Here is an 18244-nt window from a genome sequence, read left to right as displayed (position 1 = left end):
TTAATTAGAATATAGATACAGGAGAGCACATATGGCTCGCGTAAAACGTGGTGTTATTGCACGCGCACGTCACAAGAAAATTTTGAAACAAGCTAAAGGCTACTACGGTGCGCGTTCTCGCGTATACCGCGTTGCCTTCCAGGCTGTTATCAAAGCTGGTCAGTATGCTTACCGTGACCGTCGTCAACGTAAGCGTCAGTTCCGTCAACTGTGGATTGCGCGTATCAACGCAGCAGCACGTCAGAACGGTATTTCTTACAGCAAATTCATCAATGGCCTGAAAAAAGCCTCTGTTGAAATCGACCGTAAGATCCTGGCTGATATCGCAGTATTCGACAAAGTAGCGTTCACCGCTCTGGTTGAAAAAGCGAAAGCAGCTCTGGCATAAGCCAGTTGAAAGAGGGAGCTAGTCTCCCTCTTTTCGTTTCAACGCCATCAAAACATTGACTTTTATCGCCGTAGCCTTTTCAATAAAGGTCTTTTGAAAAGTACCAAAAGGTAACGCAAGCAATGAATGCTGCTATTTTCCGCTTCTTTTTTTACTTTAGCTCCTGACTCCAGGAGGCTAGCGCGTGAGAAGAGAAACGGAAAACAGCGCCTGAAAGCCTCCCAGTGGAGGCTTTTTTTGTATGCGCGTTTTGAAAAAATTAAGTCCAACGAACCAGTGTCACCACTGACACAATGAGGAAAACCATGTCACATCTCGCAGAACTGGTTGCCAGTGCGAAGGCGGCCATTAGCCAGGCGTCAGATGTTGCCGCGTTAGACAATGTGCGCGTCGAATATTTGGGTAAAAAAGGGCACTTAACCCTTCAGATGACGACCCTGCGTGAGCTGCCGCCAGAAGAACGCCCGGCAGCCGGTGCGGTTATCAACGAAGCGAAAGAGCAGGTTCAGCAGGCGCTGAATGCACGTAAAGCGGAACTGGAAAGCGCAGCGCTGAATGCGCGTCTGGCGGCGGAAACGATTGATGTCTCCCTGCCGGGGCGTCGTATTGAAAACGGCGGTCTGCATCCGGTGACCCGTACCATCGACCGTATCGAAAGTTTCTTCGGTGAGCTTGGCTTTACCGTGGCAACCGGGCCGGAAATCGAAGACGATTATCATAACTTCGATGCTCTGAACATTCCTGGTCACCACCCGGCGCGTGCTGACCACGACACTTTCTGGTTTGACGCTACCCGCCTGCTGCGTACCCAGACCTCTGGCGTGCAGATCCGCACCATGAAAGCTCAGCAGCCACCGATTCGTATCATCGCGCCTGGCCGCGTTTATCGTAACGACTACGACCAGACTCACACGCCGATGTTCCATCAGATGGAAGGTCTGATTGTTGATACCAACATCAGCTTTACCAACCTGAAAGGCACGCTGCACGACTTCCTGCGTAACTTCTTTGAGGAAGATTTGCAGATCCGCTTCCGTCCTTCCTACTTCCCGTTTACCGAACCTTCTGCAGAAGTGGACGTCATGGGTAAAAACGGTAAATGGCTGGAAGTACTGGGCTGCGGAATGGTACATCCGAACGTACTGCGTAACGTTGGCATCGACCCGGAAGTTTACTCTGGTTTCGCCTTCGGGATGGGGATGGAGCGTCTGACCATGTTGCGTTACGGCGTCACCGACCTGCGTTCATTCTTCGAAAACGATCTGCGTTTCCTCAAACAGTTTAAATAAGGCAGGAATAGATTATGAAATTCAGTGAACTGTGGTTACGCGAATGGGTGAACCCGGCGATTGATAGCGATGCGCTGGCAAATCAAATCACTATGGCGGGCCTGGAAGTTGACGGTGTAGAACCGGTTGCCGGTAGCTTCCACGGCGTGGTCGTTGGTGAAGTGGTTGAGTGTGCGCAGCATCCGAACGCTGACAAACTGCGTGTGACAAAAGTGAATGTCGGCGGCGATCGCCTGCTGGACATCGTCTGCGGTGCGCCAAACTGCCGTCAGGGCCTGCGTGTGGCGGTAGCGACCATTGGTGCTGTTTTGCCGGGCGATTTCAAAATTAAAGCGGCGAAACTTCGTGGCGAACCGTCTGAAGGGATGCTGTGCTCCTTTTCTGAGCTGGGAATTTCTGACGATCATAACGGCATAATCGAGCTGCCTGCAGATGCGCCGATTGGCACCGACATCCGCGAATACCTGAAACTCGATGACAACACCATCGAAATCAGCGTGACACCAAACCGTGCCGACTGCTTAGGTATCATTGGTGTTGCGCGTGACGTTGCCGTGCTGAACCAGCTGCCGCTGGTTGAACCGGAAATCGTTCCGGTTGGTGCGACCATCGACGACACGCTGCCGATTACAGTCGAAGCGCCGGAAGCCTGCCCGCGTTATCTTGGCCGTGTGGTAAAAGGCATTAATGTTAAAGCGCCAACTCCGCTGTGGATGAAAGAAAAACTGCGTCGTTGCGGGATCCGTTCTATCGATGCAGTTGTTGACGTCACCAACTATGTGCTGCTCGAACTGGGCCAGCCGATGCACGCTTTCGATAAAGATCGCATTGAAGGCGGCATTGTGGTGCGGATGGCGAAAGAGGGCGAAACGCTGGTACTGCTCGACGGTACCGAAGCGAAGCTGAACGCTGACACCCTGGTCATCGCCGACCACAACAAGGCGCTGGCGATGGGCGGCATCTTTGGTGGCGAACATTCTGGCGTAAATGAAGAAACGCAAAACGTCCTGTTGGAATGTGCTTTCTTCAGCCCACTATCTATCACCGGTCGTGCTCGTCGTCATGGCCTGCATACCGATGCGTCTCACCGTTATGAGCGTGGCGTTGATCCGGCACTGCAGCACAAAGCGATGGAACGTGCGACCCGTCTGCTGATCGACATCTGTGGTGGTGAGGCTGGTCCGGTAATTGATATCACCAACGAAGCAACGCTGCCGAAACGTGCAACCATCACTTTGCGTCGCAGCAAACTGGATCGCCTGATTGGCCATCATATTGCCGATGAGCAGGTCACTGACATTCTGCGTCGTCTCGGCTGCGAAGTGACCGAAGGCAAAGACGAGTGGCAGGCAGTTGCGCCGAGCTGGCGTTTCGACATGGAGATTGAAGAAGATCTGGTCGAAGAAGTCGCGCGTGTTTACGGCTACAACAACATCCCGGATGAGCCGGTACAGGCAAGCCTGATTATGGGTACTCACCGTGAAGCTGACCTGTCGCTCAAGCGCGTGAAAACGCTGCTCAACGACAAAGGCTATCAGGAAGTGATCACCTACAGCTTCGTTGATCCGAAAGTGCAGCAGATGATCCATCCAGGCGTTGAAGCCTTACTGCTGCCAAGCCCTATTTCCGTTGAAATGTCAGCAATGCGTCTTTCCCTGTGGACCGGCCTGCTGGCAACCGTGGTGTACAACCAGAACCGTCAGCAGAACCGTGTGCGCATTTTCGAAAGTGGTCTGCGTTTCGTACCAGATACTCAGGCACCGTTGGGCATTCGTCAGGATCTGATGTTAGCCGGTGTGATTTGCGGTAACCGTTACGAAGAGCACTGGAACCTGGCAAAAGAGACCGTTGATTTCTATGATTTGAAAGGCGATCTTGAATCCGTTCTCGACCTGACCGGTAAACTGAATGAGGTTGAGTTCCGTGCAGAAGCGAATCCGGCACTGCATCCGGGGCAATCCGCAGCGATTTATCTGAAAGGTGAACGTATTGGTTTTGTTGGGGTTGTTCATCCTGAACTGGAACGTAAACTGGATCTTAACGGTCGCACTCTGGTGTTCGAACTGGAGTGGAACAAGCTCGCAGACCGCGTGGTGCCTCAGGCGCGCGAAATTTCTCGCTTTCCGGCGAACCGTCGTGACATCGCGGTGGTGGTCGCAGAAAACGTTCCCGCAGCGGATATTTTATCCGAATGTAAGAAAGTTGGCGTAAATCAGGTAGTTGGCGTAAACTTATTTGACGTGTACCGCGGTAAGGGTGTTGCGGAGGGGTATAAGAGCCTCGCCATAAGCCTGATCCTGCAAGATACCAGCCGTACACTCGAAGAAGAGGAGATTGCCGCTACCGTCGCCAAATGTGTAGAGGCATTAAAAGAGCGATTCCAGGCATCATTGAGGGATTGAACCTATGGCGCTTACAAAAGCTGAAATGTCAGAATATCTGTTTGATAAGCTTGGGCTTAGCAAGCGGGATGCCAAAGAACTGGTTGAACTGTTTTTCGAAGAGATCCGTCGCGCTCTGGAAAACGGCGAACAGGTGAAACTCTCTGGTTTTGGTAACTTCGATCTGCGTGATAAGAATCAACGCCCGGGACGTAACCCGAAAACGGGCGAGGATATTCCCATTACAGCACGGCGCGTGGTGACCTTCAGACCCGGGCAGAAGTTAAAAAGCCGGGTCGAAAACGCTTCGCCCAAAGACGAGTAATCTGATCTAACTAAAAAGGCCGCTCTGCGGCCTTTTTTCTTTTCACTGTCGAAGAGTCACCGTAAAATCAACGCCATGACACTTCAGCAGAACGGATACCATGCTGACACTTGCCCGCCAACAACAGCGACAAAATATTCGCTGGTTATTATGCCTGTCAGTTTTGATGCTGCTGGCGCTTCTCTTAAGCCTTTGCGCCGGTGAACAATGGATTTCGCCCGGTGACTGGTCTACTCCTCGTGGCGAACTGTTCGTCTGGCAAATTCGCCTGCCACGTACGCTGGCTGTATTGCTGGTTGGTGCGGCGCTGGCTATATCCGGCGCAGTAATGCAGGCGTTGTTTGAAAATCCTCTGGCAGAACCTGGACTACTTGGCGTCTCTAACGGCGCAGGCGTAGGGCTTATCGCCGCGGTGTTGCTTGGGCAAGGGCAACTCCCAAACTGGGCACTAGGGCTGTGTGCGATTGCTGGCGCGCTTATCATCACTTTAATACTCTTACGTTTCGCCCGTCGTCATCTTTCGACCAGTCGGTTATTGCTGGCTGGCGTTGCATTAGGGATTATCTGTAGCGCACTAATGACGTGGGCTATCTACTTTTCCACCTCTGTTGATTTACGTCAGCTGATGTACTGGATGATGGGCGGTTTTGGCGGCGTAGACTGGCGGCAAAGCTGGCTGATGCTGGCATTGATCCCCGTGTTGTTGTGGATCTGTTGTCAGTCCAGGCCGATGAATATGTTAGCACTTGGCGAGATCTCGGCGCGGCAACTGGGTTTACCCCTGTGGTTCTGGCGCAATGTGCTGGTGGCAGCGACCGGCTGGATGGTTGGCGTCAGTGTGGCGCTGGCGGGTGCTATCGGCTTTATTGGTCTGGTGATCCCCCATATTCTCCGGTTATGTGGTTTAACCGATCATCGCGTATTACTTCCCGGCTGCGCGCTGGCAGGGGCGAGCGCATTGCTGCTGGCTGATGTTGTAGCGCGCCTGGCATTAGCTGCCGCAGAGCTGCCTATTGGCGTGGTCACCGCAACGTTGGGTGCGCCGGTGTTTATCTGGTTATTGTTAAAAGCAGGACGTTAGCCGCAAAAAGACGGTCTATGATTAAAAGCTAAGATTTTTACTGACCACACCCAGGAGAAACGATGCAAGATTCCATTCTGACGACCGTAGTGAAAGATATCGACGGTGAAGTGACCACGCTGGAGAAGTACGCCGGTAATGTGCTGTTGATTGTCAATGTCGCCTCAAAGTGTGGCTTAACGCCGCAATATGAGCAGTTGGAGAATATTCAGAAAGCCTGGGCCGATCGTGGTTTTGTGGTGCTGGGATTCCCGTGCAACCAGTTTCTGGAGCAAGAACCGGGCAGCGATGAAGAGATTAAAACTTACTGCACCACTACATGGGGGGTGACGTTCCCGATGTTCAGTAAGATTGAAGTTAATGGCGAAGGACGCCATCCGCTGTATCAAAAATTGATTGCCGCAGCGCCGACCGCAGTCGCGCCGGAAGAGAGCGGATTCTATGCCCGTATGGTCAGCAAAGGTCGTGCACCGCTGTACCCTGATGATATTTTATGGAATTTTGAGAAATTTTTAGTTGGCAGGGACGGATTGGTAATCCAGCGTTTTTCCCCGGATATGACGCCGGAAGATCCCATTGTGATGGAAAGCATTAAACTGGCGTTGGCGAAATAATGTCTATTGTGATGCAGCTACAGGATGTTGCGGAATCAACCCGCCTTGGGCCGCTTTCTGGCGAGGTTCGGGCAGGGGAGATCCTGCATCTGGTGGGGCCGAATGGCGCGGGTAAGAGTACCTTACTGGCGCGAATGGCCGGAATGACCAGCGGTAAGGGAAGCATTCAGTTCGCGGGGCAACCACTGGAAGCATGGTCCGCAACAAAACTCGCGCTGCATCGCGCCTATCTTTCACAACAGCAGACGCCGCCGTTTGCAATGCCGGTCTGGCACTACCTGACACTGCATCAGCACGATAAAACGCGTACCGAACTACTGAATGATGTCGCAGGGGCGCTGGCTCTTGATGACAAACTCGGACGGAGCACCAATCAACTTTCCGGCGGTGAATGGCAACGCGTACGTCTTGCTGCGGTGGTGTTGCAAATCACACCACAAGCCAATCCCGCAGGCCAATTGCTGCTTCTTGATGAGCCGATGAACAGTCTTGATGTTGCGCAACAAAGTGCGTTAGACAAAATTCTGAGCGCGCTGTGTCAGCAAGGACTGGCGATTGTGATGAGCAGTCACGATCTCAACCACACATTGCGTCATGCGCATCGGGCATGGTTGCTAAAAGGTGGAAAAATGCTGGCCAGTGGACGCAGGGAAGAGGTGCTCACGCCGCCAAATCTGGCGCAGGCCTATGGGATGAATTTTCGCCGTCTGGATATCGAAGGTCACCGAATGCTGATTTCGACCATTTGATTTCATTAGTATCTTGAAAATCGGGTAATTACGACGCTAAATTAATGCAAGAATAAAAAACAGAGGAACCGTACGGAATGCGTTTCTGCCTTATTTTGATCACAGCACTGTTTCTGGCCGGGTGTAGCCACCATAAAGCACCGCCGCCAAATGCCAGACTTTCTGATTCGATTACCGTTATTGCCGGTTTGAACGACCAGCTACAGAGCTGGCATGGCACGCCGTATCGTTATGGTGGCATGACGCGGCGCGGTGTGGACTGTTCGGGATTTGTGGTTGTGACGATGCGCGATCGTTTCGATTTGCAGCTGCCCCGAGAAACCAAAGAACAAGCCTCTATCGGCACGCAAATTGATAAAGACGAGTTGCTGCCTGGTGACCTGGTCTTTTTCAAAACGGGCTCCGGACAAAATGGTTTGCATGTAGGTATTTACGATACCAACAACCAATTTATCCACGCCTCTACCAGCAAGGGAGTGATGCGTTCCTCACTTGATAATGTCTATTGGCAGAAAAATTTCTGGCAGGCGAGACGAATCTAGTATGTCGAAAAATGGACGGCGATGATACATCGCCGTCCATTTACTCCAGAATACAGTAGTATTTTGCAGACAAAAATTCCGTAAATGGATTATTCGTTTATAATCAGGATAATCTAAAAAAAGGACCCCTGAAAAAGTGGTTAACATGGAACAAATGAAAGTTACTCCTTCTGTAATTGTTATGTCTTATGGCCTCATCCCTTTTAGCCGGATACTGAAAAACATCCTTCGAGAGGGACGGTTACCATGAAGATTTTTTTGGAGAATCTTTATCATTCTGATTGCTATTTCCTGCCGATAAGAGATAACCAGCAAGACCTTGTCGGCGTTGAGTTAATTACCCATTTCTCCAGTGAAGATGGTACGGTTCGTATCCCGACGAGTCGGGTTATAGCGCAACTTACCGCGGAGCAACATTGGCAATTATTTTCAGAGCAGTTGGAATTACTAAAATCATGCCAACACTTTTTTATTCAACATAAACTCTTTGCCTGGCTTAATTTAACGCCACAAGTGGCTACTTTATTATTAGACAGGGATAATTACGCAGGCGAACTATTAAAATATCCGTTTATTGAACTGTTGATTAATGAGAATTACCCGCATCTCGATGAAGGAAAAGATAATCGCGATCTTTTGTCCTTATCGCAAATGTATCCCCTTGTGTTAGGTAATTTGGGCGCAGGCAATAGCACAATGAAAGCGGTTTTTGATGGTCTTTTCACCCGCGTCATGCTGGATAAAAGTTTTATTCAGCAACAAATCACGCACCGCTCCTTCGAACCGTTTATTCGTGCGATCCAGGCGCAAATTTCCCCATGTTGCAATTGCATCATCGCGGGGGGCATTGATACGCCAGAAATAATGGCACAGATTACCCCCTTCGATTTCCATGCTCTCCAGGGATGCCTGTGGCCTGCCGTTCCCATAAATCAGATAACGACGTTGGTTCAGCGATAACCCTCCTGTTTGCTGGTGTTTAAGACGAGAGTAACCGTCTACACTATCAAACAGGAGGATCTATGACCCTGTCTTTTGTTACCCGCTGGCGCGATGAATTGCCAGGAACCTATACAGCACTTTCCCCTACGCCTTTAAATAATGCCCGGCTGATTTGGCATAATACCGAACTCGCTAACACGCTGAGTATTCCATCGTCGCTGTTTAAAAATGACGCAGGTGTCTGGGGCGGCGAAACCCTACTGCCTGGTATGTCACCACTGGCGCAGGTTTACAGTGGTCATCAGTTCGGCGTCTGGGCGGGCCAACTGGGTGATGGGCGCGGCATTTTACTCGGCGAACAACGGCTTGCTGATGGCACTACAATGGACTGGCATCTGAAAGGTGCTGGCCTGACGCCTTATTCGCGAATGGGTGATGGACGGGCGGTTTTACGTTCGACGATACGAGAAAGTCTCGCCAGTGAGGCGATGCATTATCTGGGCATTCCGACGACCCGCGCGTTAAGTATCGTCACCAGCGATTCGCCAGTGTATCGGGAAACGGTGGAGCCAGGCGCGATGCTGATGCGTGTGGCACCAAGTCATCTGCGCTTTGGTCATTTCGAACATTTTTACTATCGCCGCGAGCCGGAAAAGGTTCGTCAGTTGGCTGACTTTGCCATTCGTCATTACTGGTCACATCTTGAAGATGATGAGGACAAATACCGTCTCTGGTTTAGCGATGTTGTCGCACGTACCGCATCGCTAATTGCCCAATGGCAGACGGTCGGCTTTGCTCATGGGGTGATGAATACCGACAACATGTCGCTGCTGGGGCTGACGCTTGATTACGGGCCGTTTGGTTTTCTTGATGATTACGAACCCGGTTTTATTTGTAATCACTCGGATCATCAAGGGCGTTATAGCTTTGATAATCAACCTGCTGTCGCGTTGTGGAATTTACAGCGTCTGGCGCAGACATTGTCACCATTTGTTGCCGTAGATGCCCTGAATGAGGCCCTGGACAGCTATCAGCAGGTTTTGTTGACGCATTATGGACAACGGATGCGGCAGAAACTGGGCTTCATGACGGAGCAAAAAGAGGATAACGCGCTACTGAATGAATTATTCAGTCTGATGGCGCGAGAGCGCAGCGATTATACCCGCACATTCCGCATGCTGAGTCTGACCGAGCAGTACAGCGCGGCGTCACCGCTACGTGATGAGTTTATCGATCGTGCGGCATTTGATGACTGGTTTGCCCGTTATCGGGTACGTTTGCAACAAGACGAGGTTACCGATAGTGAGCGTCAGCAGCTGATGCAAAGCGTTAACCCAGCTCTGGTGTTGCGCAACTGGTTGGCGCAACGGGCGATTGAAGCGGCAGAAAAGGGTGATATGACGGAATTGCACCGCCTGCATGAGGCGTTGCGAAATCCTTTCAGCGACAGAGATGATGACTACGTCAGTCGTCCACCTGACTGGGGTAAACGGCTGGAAGTCAGCTGCTCGAGTTAAAGGCTACTTGGTCAACAGCAGCTTGCCAGCCTGAGTTTTACGGAGCAGATATTCTTGCCCGTCATGATCGATAATCAGTTTGCCATCCGGACCTAACAGTGTCTGGCTGGTAATTCGCCGGATGGGCTGCGGGGAAGCGGTCTTGTGATTGGCATCCGTTTCAGGCGTGAGTTTTCTGCTATCCGTATAACGCATAAAAATTAATAATAATTGATATAACAATGATTCTTATTATCAATATTATAGCGGGCCAGAGCAAGCAGTAATGTGTTGAGAAGACAACAAGTTGCGCAGAAATGCCCATTCCGTCAGGAATGGGCACGCATTCAGAAGCGGGTATCTACCGCAGAGGCGAGTTTTTCGACCAGGCGTTCGGTATCTTCCCAGCCCAGACACGGGTCGGTAATCGATTGACCGTAAGTGAGCGGCTGACCGCCGACGATTTTTTGCGTTCCTTCGCGCAGGAAACTTTCCGCCATAATTCCAGCAATCGCCGTAGAGCCATTGCGGATTTGCTGACAAATATCCTCACAAACTTCTAACTGGCGACGGTGCTGCTTCTGGCAGTTACCGTGGCTGAAATCCACCACCAGATGTTCAGGTAAATCAAACTCGTGCAGCGTATCGCAGGCTGCGGCGATATCATCGGCATGGTAATTCGGTTTTTTGCCGCCACGCATAATAATGTGGCCATACGGGTTGCCGCTGGTCTGATAGATGGTCATCTGACCATTTTTGTCTGGTGAGAGGAACATATGGCTGGCGCGGGCAGCGCGGATAGCATCCACAGCAATCCGCGTGTTGCCATCGGTACCATTTTTAAAACCTACCGGACAGGAGAGTGCCGAAGCCATTTCACGGTGGATCTGACTTTCGGTAGTACGTGCGCCAATCGCACCCCAACTGATTAAATCAGCAATAAACTGACCGGTCACCATATCGAGGAACTCAGTCGCGGTAGGGACGCCCAGCTCATTTACCTGTAAAAGTAATTTGCGCGCCAGCTCCAGACCGTGATTTACCCGATAGCTGCCGTTTAAATCCGGATCGGAGATTAGTCCTTTCCAGCCGACAACAGTTCGTGGTTTTTCAAAATAGGTGCGCATTACGATTTCCAGCCGTGACTGGTACTGGTTGCGCAGCGACTGCAGACGGGTGGCGTACTCCATTGCAGCGGTGAGATCGTGGATCGAGCAGGGGCCAATAATGACCAACAGTCGCTTATCTTCACCATTCAGTATTTTTTCAATTCTGCGGCGGGAGTCGGTGACATGGGTGGCGACGCCAGGCGTTACGGGATACCGTAGCGCGAGTTCGGCGGGCGTTACCAGGCTCTCAATACGCGCAGTACGGAGTTCGTCAGTTCTGTTCATTACAAGTCTCAGAAATTTGTTGCTTCTACGGCAGGACTACCGGGAAGTGATGCGCATCACGATAAACCAATCGCAGCTGATTTCAAGTGCGAGGTGTGTCACACCTCGCCGGGTGGTTAGCATGATAACAAAAAAATAAGCTAATGCACTAGTTCTCTAGTACATTCGGCGGCTAAGGCCCATGATATCGAGGATCTTGGTGGCAATCTCTTCTACCGAATAATTGGTACTGTTAATCCACGGGATCTGATTTTTACGGTACAAGGCTTCTACTTCCGCGACTTCCATCCTGCACTGACGAAGCGAGGCATAGCGACTGTTCTCCCGACGTTCTTCGCGAATCGCCGCCAGACGTTCCGGGTCGATAGTCAGGCCGAACAATTTATGCTGAAGCGGTTTGAGCGACGCGGGTAGCACCAGATTATCCATATCGTCGGCAATAAAGGGGTAGTTTGCCGCGCGGATACCAAACTGCATTGCCAGATACAGACTGGTGGGGGTTTTACCACAGCGAGAAACGCCGAGCAGGATCACCTGAGCCTGGTCCAGATTGCGCAACGAAATGCCGTCATCGTGGGCGAGGGTGTAATCAATCGCCGCAATGCGCGCATCATATTTATTGAGATTATTAGGGTTAAGGCCGTGGGTTCGGTGAGCAATCGGCGTTGGATCCAGTTTCATCTCTTGTTGTAGCGGGGCAACCAGCGCCTGAACGATATCCTGGCAAAAGCCCTCACTTTCCAAGATGATGGCGCGAATCTCCGGCAACACGATGGAGTAGAAGACCAGCGGGCGCACACCTGTCTGGTGATAAATTGCGTCAATCTGATCCTTCACTGCCCGTGCACGGCTCTCATTTTCGACAAACGGCAGCGTAATGCTGCTGATAGTGACGGGAAATTGTGACATTACTGCGTGTCCTAATACCTCCGCAGTTATTGCCGTACCATCAGAAATATAAAAAACGTGGCGATCAACAGCATTATCCATTTTGTTCTTCCCGTGATGCAGACATAATTCTATGAAAGCATAAATTAAAAACGCACAGAAGCGTAGAATGTTATGTCTGGTTTATAAAATGAACCTTCAATTTTATTATTTATGAAAACAGCATTTCATTTTTATGGTTTCGTTTATACCGATGGTTTATGTGGAAATTGTCGAATAGAGCAGGTTTGCGCAACGCTGGGATCAGTCTTAAAAAGTAAAAAAATATATTTGCTTGAACGATTCACCGTTTTTTTCATCCGGTTAAATATGCAAAGATAAATGCGCAGAAATGTGTTTCTCAAACCGTTCATTTATCACAAAAGGATTGTTCGATGTCCAACAATGGCTCGTCACCGCTGGTGCTTTGGTATAACCAACTCGGCATGAATGATGTAGACAGGGTTGGGGGCAAAAATGCCTCCCTGGGTGAAATGATTACTAACCTTTCCGGAATGGGTGTTTCCGTTCCGAATGGTTTTGCCACAACCGCCGACGCGTTTAACCAGTTTCTGGACCAAAGCGGCGTAAACCAGCGCATTTATGAACTGCTGGATAAAACGGATATTGACGATGTTACCCAGCTTGCGAAAGCGGGCGCGCAAATCCGCCAGTGGATTATCGACACTCCCTTCCAGCCTGAGCTGGAAAACGCCATCCGCGAAGCCTATGCACAGCTTTCCGCCGATGACGAAAACGCCTCGTTTGCGGTGCGTTCCTCCGCCACCGCAGAAGATATGCCGGACGCTTCTTTTGCCGGTCAGCAGGAAACTTTCCTCAACGTTCAGGGTTTTGACGCCGTTCTCGTGGCAGTGAAACATGTATTTGCTTCTCTGTTTAACGATCGCGCCATCTCTTATCGTGTGCACCAGGGTTACGATCACCGTGGCGTGGCGCTCTCCGCCGGTGTTCAGCGGATGGTGCGCTCCGACCTCGCATCTTCTGGCGTGATGTTCTCCATTGATACCGAATCCGGCTTTGACCAGGTGGTGTTTATCACTTCCGCATGGGGCCTTGGTGAAATGGTCGTGCAGGGTGCGGTTAACCCGGATGAGTTTTACGTGCACAAACCGACACTGGCGGCGAATCGCCCGGCTATCGTGCGCCGCACCATGGGGTCGAAAAAAATCCGCATGGTTTACGCGCCGACCCAGGAGCACGGCAAGCAGGTTAAAATCGAAGACGTACCGCAGGAACAGCGTGACATCTTCTCGCTGACCAACGAAGAAGTGCAGGAACTTGCAAAACAGGCCGTACAAATTGAGAAACACTACGGTCGCCCAATGGATATTGAGTGGGCGAAAGATGGCCACACCGGTAAACTGTTCATTGTGCAGGCGCGTCCGGAAACCGTGCGCTCACGCGGTCAGATCATGGAGCGTTATACGCTGCATTCACAGGGTAAGATTATCGCCGAAGGCCGTGCTATCGGTCATCGCATCGGCGCGGGTCCGGTGAAAGTCATCCATGACATCAGCGAAATGAACCGCATCGAACCTGGCGACGTGCTGGTTACTGACATGACCGACCCGGACTGGGAACCGATCATGAAGAAGGCATCTGCCATCGTCACCAATCGTGGCGGTCGTACCTGTCACGCGGCGATCATCGCTCGTGAACTCGGCATTCCGGCGGTAGTGGGCTGTGGTGATGCAACAGAACGGATGAAAGACGGTGAGAACGTCACTGTTTCTTGTGCCGAAGGTGATACCGGTTACGTCTATGCGGAGTTGCTGGAATTTAGCGTGAAAAGCTCCAGCGTAGAAACGATGCCTGATCTGCCGTTGAAGGTGATGATGAACGTCGGTAACCCGGACCGTGCTTTCGACTTCGCCTGCCTGCCGAACGAAGGCGTGGGCCTTGCGCGTCTGGAATTTATCATCAACCGTATGATTGGCGTCCACCCACGCGCACTGCTTGAGTTTGACGATCAGGAACCGCAGTTGCAAAACGAAATCCGCGAGATGATGAAAGGTTTTGATTCTCCGCGTGAATTTTACGTTGGGCGTCTGACTGAAGGGATCGCGACGCTGGGTGCCGCGTTTTATCCGAAGCGCGTCATTGTCCGTCTCTCTGATTTTAAATCGAACGAATATGCCAACCTGGTCGGTGGTGAGCGTTACGAGCCAGATGAAGAGAACCCGATGCTCGGCTTCCGTGGCGCGGGCCGCTATGTTTCCGACAGCTTCCGCGACTGCTTTGCGCTGGAGTGTGAAGCAGTGAAACGTGTGCGCAACGACATGGGACTGACCAACGTTGAGATCATGATCCCGTTCGTGCGTACCGTAGATCAGGCGAAAGCGGTGGTTGACGAATTGGCGCGTCAGGGGCTGAAACGTGGTGAGAACGGGCTGAAAATCATCATGATGTGTGAAATTCCGTCCAACGCCTTGCTGGCAGAGCAGTTCCTCGAATATTTCGACGGCTTCTCAATTGGCTCAAACGACATGACACAGCTGGCGCTCGGTCTGGACCGTGACTCCGGAGTGGTGTCTGAACTGTTCGATGAGCGCAACGATGCGGTGAAAGCACTGCTGTCGATGGCGATTCGTGCCGCGAAGAAACAGGGCAAATATGTCGGGATTTGCGGTCAGGGCCCGTCCGACCACGAAGACTTTGCCGCATGGTTGATGGAAGAAGGGATCGATAGCCTGTCTCTGAACCCGGATACCGTGGTGCAAACCTGGTTAAGCCTGGCTGAACTGAAGAAATAAAATAAATCCCCGGCGGCGTTCAGTCGCCGGGTTTATGTGATCCCCGAAGATGAAACTTATTCAATCTCTTCACAGACATCCTGAGTTAATCTCCGCATAATATCTTTCCTTAACAAAAACTTTTGTATTTTACCTGAGGCAGTGCGCGGTAGTTTTTCGATTACCACGATATGTTCAGGATATTTATATTTCGCGACCCGTTTACGGCTAAAAAAAGCCACCACCTCTTCCAGCGATAATGAATGATGCGGTGCTTTCAGCACGACATAAGCGCATGAGCGTTCACCTAAACGTTCATCGGGCATCGCAACCACACAGGCATCGTGAATTTTAGGATGCTGCAATAAAATATCTTCTACTTCACGGCTGCTAATATTTTCGCCGCCGCGGACAATAATATCTTTCTTGCGCCCGGTTATTTTTATATAGCCGGCCTCATCCATGCAGCAGAGATCGCCGCTGTAATACCAGCCTTCTTCATCCAGGGCACGGGCGGTTAATTCAGGTTCATCAAAATACCCCATAAACACATTGGGGCCACGCGAGGCTTCTTCACCTTCGCAACCTGGCGGTAAGGTCTTGCGTGCGTCATCGACCACTTTAATCTCAACACCTGCGGCAGCGTAACCATCGGTGTGCATAAAGCGCGACAAAGGATCGTCGAGATTCACCACTGCGTGCGGCGAACTTTCTGTGGAACCATAAACACTTAATAATTTAATGCCGCGCTGCTGGCATTCACGCGCCACTTTTTTGGGGATTGTGGTCCCGCCGCAAAGAAAGAAGCGCAGCGCTGAAAGGTCAGCGGGTTGTTTCTCCAGTAAATTCAAAAGATCATAGACAAACGGCGTTGCGCCGAGCATACAGGTGCAACGCTGCTGCTCAAGCAGCGCGAGACACGCATCAGGAGTGAAAATATCTAACAACACGCTGCGAGCGCCAATTAAGAATGGTGCCGTTACGCCATGCAGAAAGCCCGTTGCATGACCAAGTGGCGCAGGCATCATAAAGACATCCTGCCAGGTCAGATTCAACCGCGCGCAATAAGCCCGCTCACTGGCGAGAATATTGTTATGCGTTAGCATCACGCCCTTTGGCAGACCCTCGGTTCCGGAGGTAAACAGCACCGCGGCTAATTCATCGCCGTGGACCGTTATCGCCGTGGTTAGAGGAGTATTGTCGGCGATAATCTGACTTAATGAGAGAGCAGAGGTGGCGGGAGCCAGTTTGTCCACGCCGACAAGTTGTTGTAGTTGTGGAAGCTGATTTTGCAGCGGCAGGATTAAATCTACCGGACGCGTTTGTTTAAACAACGTCGGAGCAAAGAACATTTTTGCCTGACACTTATTGAGCACCCATACTAGTTCTGCTTCCCGCCAGGAAGGCAACAGCGGTACGGAAACCGCACCGATTTTCAGGCAGGCAAGATAGATAACGGTAAATTCACACCAGCCAGGCAGTTGAAATGCGATGCGATCGCCTGATTCAATACCCTTCGCTAACATCCAGTTTGCCAGACAGCTCGCGGCGTGATCGAGCGCGCTATAGGTGTACGATGCTCCATGATTATCGACCACGGCAATTTTGTCTGGCATCGCACGAGCGGTCTGCTGCCAGTAATCGGCCAGCGAAGCATCGCCCCATAGCCCTTGCTGACGATACGCCGCACGACGTTGTTCGTTAAACGTTAATGTCACTTTCATTTTGGACTCTCGAGACAGAACATCAGGCCCGAGATGCGGGCCTGTGGGATGCATGATTAGCCGTAGCGAAAATCAATACCGAAGGTGCCTGCGGGATATTGCCACTGTTCGAGAATAGTGTTGCCGCACAGCACCCGACAGGTGCCGCACTCCAGACAACCGGCAGAATCAAAATGAATGTTGCCGGCGTCATCCTGCTTATAAAGTCCGGCAGGGCAGGCTTTCATTAATTTACGGAATTCATTGATATCGGGATTTGCCGCCAAAATGATATGCGGGTGGCCCTCATCAACATGGAATTTATTGACGCCTAATTTGATGTCGACGTTAACCGTAGCGTTCTGGCTCATAGCGCGGTTGCTCCCTTAATGCCATCTTTCAGCAAGTTGATCAGCCCAATTTTTTTCGCGTGTCCCATGATCATTTTGCGTACCGGCTGGTTTGGTTTGCCGTCAATGGTGAACATATCGTTCATGATGTCGGCGACCATGCGCGGATACTGACTAAACAGGCGCGGATTTTCCATCAGCGCCGGGATCTTGCGGAAATGCTGCATATCGCGCATAACACAACTTTGTTCCAGCTCACGTTTGTATTGCGCCAGACTGCTGGCGGAGAAATCCGCGCGTTCTTTGGCGGCAATCACTGTTGTGGCGGTAGCCTGAGCTGATGCAATGGCTAAATCCATGCCGCGAACTGTAAAACCCAAATTCAGGCAGAAGCCTGCGGCGTCACCAACGATCATCACGCCATCGTTAACCAGCTGCGGCACCATTGCCAGACCGCCTTCCGGCACCATATGCGCGGAATATTCAAGCAGTTTGCCGCCGCTAATCAGCGGGCGAATGGCGGGGTGTTGTTTAAAATCTTCCAGCATTTGCGGCACGCTTTTTTGCGCATGGGCGATATCACCCAATCCACAAACCAGCCCCAACGATATGGAATCCTTATTGGTATAGAGGAATCCGCCACCCATCAGGCCGTCAGAAGGGGAACCGGCAAACAGCCAGGCGGCACCTTCCTCGCCCGTAATATTAAAGCGATCGTTGATCTGTTCTGGTGTGAGGCCAATAACCTCTTTAACACCAACAGCGTAATGATGCGGATCGGAAGCGGAAACCATTCCCAGCGAGCGGCCAAGCATCGAGTTAACGCCATCAGCCAGAATCACCACATTCGCTTCAAGAACATCATCCCCGGCCTGCACGCCAGTGACCTTGTTTCCTTCACGAACCAGCGCATCGACGCGTACGCCCGGGATAAACTGCGCGCCCGCCTGCTCGGCTTGTTCCATCAACCACGGGTCCAGACGATTACGCAATACGGTATAAGACGCGTGTTGCGGAACATCTGGTTGCTCGCGGTGAAAGTCGAGGGTAACGGCGCTTTCTTCGGTTAAGAAGGAGATTTTCTCGCGTGTGACCTTGCGTTCTACCGGCGCTGATGCTGCAAAGCCTGGAATAATCGCTTCAAGTGTGTGGGCATAAAGACGCCCGCCGGTCATGTTTTTACATCCGGCACTGTCGCCGCGTTCTATCACCAGGACATCCAGCCCGGCTCGCGCCATGACCAGTGCGGCAACGCTACCGGCAACGCCCGCACCGACCACAATGGCATCAAATTTGTCATCCGACATGCG

Annotated in this window: 18 protein-coding genes and 1 other annotated feature; of the genes, 12 read left to right on the top strand and 6 right to left on the bottom strand. The window is 51.4% G+C overall.

Going from position 1 to position 18244, the window contains the following annotated elements; all coding sequences use genetic code 11:
* Nucleotides 1-31: 31 nt before the first annotated feature.
* From rplT to selO, 11 genes are all read left to right on the top strand, one after another.
* Nucleotides 32-388 carry a 50S ribosomal protein L20 gene (gene rplT, locus G434_RS20515; protein ID WP_000124850.1) on the top strand — a complete coding sequence of 119 codons (357 nt, stop codon included), beginning with the start codon at nucleotides 32-34 and terminating at the stop codon, nucleotides 386-388.
* Nucleotides 389-504: 116 nt separating this feature from the next.
* Nucleotides 505-629 (top strand) — a sequence feature (Phe leader region).
* Nucleotides 511-555, top strand: a complete 45-nt coding sequence (gene pheM / locus G434_RS29640) for a pheST operon leader peptide PheM (protein WP_012602797.1) — start codon at nucleotides 511-513, stop codon at nucleotides 553-555. (Overlaps the previous feature by 45 nt.)
* Nucleotides 630-693: 64 nt before the next feature.
* A complete protein-coding gene (gene pheS, locus G434_RS20520; RefSeq protein WP_000018588.1) occupies nucleotides 694-1677 on the top strand; it encodes a phenylalanine--tRNA ligase subunit alpha in 984 nt (327 codons plus the stop codon).
* A 14-nt stretch (nucleotides 1678-1691) separates the two neighbouring features.
* Nucleotides 1692-4079: a phenylalanine--tRNA ligase subunit beta gene (gene pheT, locus G434_RS20525; RefSeq protein WP_000672332.1), complete on the top strand. Its 2388-nt coding sequence runs from the start codon at nucleotides 1692-1694 to the stop codon at nucleotides 4077-4079.
* A 4-nt stretch (nucleotides 4080-4083) separates the two neighbouring features.
* Nucleotides 4084-4383, top strand: a complete 300-nt coding sequence (gene ihfA / locus G434_RS20530) for an integration host factor subunit alpha (protein WP_001229265.1) — start codon at nucleotides 4084-4086, stop codon at nucleotides 4381-4383.
* Nucleotides 4384-4483: 100 nt separating this feature from the next.
* Nucleotides 4484-5464 (top strand): vitamin B12 ABC transporter permease BtuC, encoded by a 981-nt coding sequence (btuC, locus tag G434_RS20535; RefSeq protein ID WP_000956538.1) that lies wholly within the window; start codon nucleotides 4484-4486, stop codon nucleotides 5462-5464.
* Nucleotides 5465-5526: 62 nt separating this feature from the next.
* Nucleotides 5527-6078: a bifunctional thioredoxin/glutathione peroxidase gene (gene btuE, locus G434_RS20540; RefSeq protein WP_001154187.1), complete on the top strand. Its 552-nt coding sequence runs from the start codon at nucleotides 5527-5529 to the stop codon at nucleotides 6076-6078.
* On the top strand, nucleotides 6078-6827 hold the full coding sequence (gene btuD, locus G434_RS20545; protein WP_000029466.1) for a vitamin B12 ABC transporter ATP-binding protein BtuD: 750 nt from the start codon (nucleotides 6078-6080) through the stop codon (nucleotides 6825-6827). The genes btuE and btuD overlap by 1 nt, the downstream gene beginning before the upstream one ends.
* A gap of 77 nt (nucleotides 6828-6904) precedes the next feature.
* Nucleotides 6905-7369 (top strand): NlpC/P60 family protein, encoded by a 465-nt coding sequence (locus tag G434_RS20550; RefSeq protein ID WP_001209780.1) that lies wholly within the window; start codon nucleotides 6905-6907, stop codon nucleotides 7367-7369.
* A 246-nt stretch (nucleotides 7370-7615) separates the two neighbouring features.
* The gene (ydiV, locus tag G434_RS20555) at nucleotides 7616-8329 is read left to right on the top strand and encodes an anti-FlhDC factor (protein ID WP_001309535.1); all 714 of its coding nucleotides are present in this window, start codon (nucleotides 7616-7618) and stop codon (nucleotides 8327-8329) included.
* A gap of 62 nt (nucleotides 8330-8391) precedes the next feature.
* Nucleotides 8392-9828: a protein adenylyltransferase SelO gene (selO, locus tag G434_RS20560; protein WP_000175719.1), complete on the top strand. Its 1437-nt coding sequence runs from the start codon at nucleotides 8392-8394 to the stop codon at nucleotides 9826-9828.
* Between the two features lie 3 nt (nucleotides 9829-9831).
* Here selO and hemP read toward each other — a convergent pair whose 3' ends face one another.
* The 3 genes from hemP to ppsR all read right to left on the bottom strand — a co-directional run bounded on the left by hemP (nucleotide 9832) and on the right by ppsR (nucleotide 12191).
* Entirely contained in the window at nucleotides 9832-10023 is a 192-nt protein-coding gene (gene hemP / locus G434_RS20565) for a hemin uptake protein HemP (RefSeq protein WP_001270810.1), read from the bottom strand.
* 131 nt (nucleotides 10024-10154) lie between these two features.
* Complete coding sequence (aroH, locus tag G434_RS20570) at nucleotides 10155-11201, bottom strand: 3-deoxy-7-phosphoheptulonate synthase AroH (protein WP_001082226.1); 1047 nt, start codon at nucleotides 11199-11201, stop codon at nucleotides 10155-10157.
* A 156-nt stretch (nucleotides 11202-11357) separates the two neighbouring features.
* Nucleotides 11358-12191 (bottom strand): posphoenolpyruvate synthetase regulatory kinase/phosphorylase PpsR, encoded by an 834-nt coding sequence (ppsR, locus tag G434_RS20575; protein WP_000368041.1) that lies wholly within the window; start codon nucleotides 12189-12191, stop codon nucleotides 11358-11360.
* Nucleotides 12192-12523: 332 nt separating this feature from the next.
* Here ppsR and ppsA point away from each other — a divergent pair, with 332 nt between their 5' ends.
* Complete coding sequence (gene ppsA, locus G434_RS20580; RefSeq protein ID WP_000069361.1) at nucleotides 12524-14902, top strand: phosphoenolpyruvate synthase; 2379 nt, start codon at nucleotides 12524-12526, stop codon at nucleotides 14900-14902.
* A 56-nt stretch (nucleotides 14903-14958) separates the two neighbouring features.
* Here ppsA and fadK read toward each other — a convergent pair whose 3' ends face one another.
* From fadK to G434_RS20595, 3 genes are read right to left on the bottom strand one after another with little or no spacing between them, the layout of a single operon-like run.
* Nucleotides 14959-16605 (bottom strand): medium-chain fatty-acid--CoA ligase, encoded by a 1647-nt coding sequence (fadK, locus tag G434_RS20585; RefSeq protein ID WP_001309534.1) that lies wholly within the window; start codon nucleotides 16603-16605, stop codon nucleotides 14959-14961.
* A gap of 56 nt (nucleotides 16606-16661) precedes the next feature.
* Complete coding sequence (locus G434_RS20590; protein ID WP_000081071.1) at nucleotides 16662-16955, bottom strand: ferredoxin family protein; 294 nt, start codon at nucleotides 16953-16955, stop codon at nucleotides 16662-16664.
* Nucleotides 16952-18241, bottom strand: coding sequence for an FAD-dependent oxidoreductase (locus tag G434_RS20595; RefSeq protein WP_001278514.1), 1290 nt, complete (start codon nucleotides 18239-18241; stop codon nucleotides 16952-16954). The genes G434_RS20590 and G434_RS20595 overlap by 4 nt, the downstream gene beginning before the upstream one ends.
* Nucleotides 18242-18244: the final 3 nt, after the last annotated feature.

The sequence above is a fragment of the Escherichia sp. KTE172 genome (assembly GCF_000408845.1).
GTDB classification, from domain to species: Bacteria; Pseudomonadota; Gammaproteobacteria; order Enterobacterales; family Enterobacteriaceae; genus Escherichia; species Escherichia coli.
Note: the sequence above shows the minus strand (reverse complement) of the source record. Positions and strands in the feature narration are given on the sequence as shown.